The organism is Shewanella sp. AS16, from assembly GCF_021412365.1.
GTDB classification, from domain to species: Bacteria; Pseudomonadota; Gammaproteobacteria; order Enterobacterales; family Shewanellaceae; genus Shewanella; species Shewanella salipaludis.
In genome coordinates, this window is sequence record NZ_JAKCLK010000214.1 from 1 (window position 1) to 297 (window position 297).

Annotated in this window: 1 protein-coding gene; it reads left to right on the forward strand. The window is 50.2% G+C overall.

The window, feature by feature from the left end; genetic code table 11:
* On the forward strand, positions 1-297 hold a 297-nt coding region (locus LZP73_RS20055), incomplete at both ends, for a hypothetical protein (RefSeq protein ID WP_234236674.1).

A 297-nucleotide genomic window follows, 5' to 3' on the forward strand; every position in this document is an offset into this window, starting at 1 on the left:
TGATTTGAAAAATAAAAAAGGCAGCTACAGCCATTATTCCGATTACAGCGACGGTGCCGGGTTACAACTGGCAGCCGATGTGCGTGAAAACGATCTGCTGTCGTTTGCCGTTAACTGGAAAGATGACGTACACCGGGAAAAAGGTGCGCCGCACGCCGCTTACGATCGCTATGAAGATCGTACCTGGTCGCTCGCCAGTGAATATCAATGGGCTGCTGCCGATAATGTCGATGTCGTGGCTGGAATCAGCTATGACTGGCGCGATAGCGTAGAAGCGAAAAAACATGAGAAAGATGG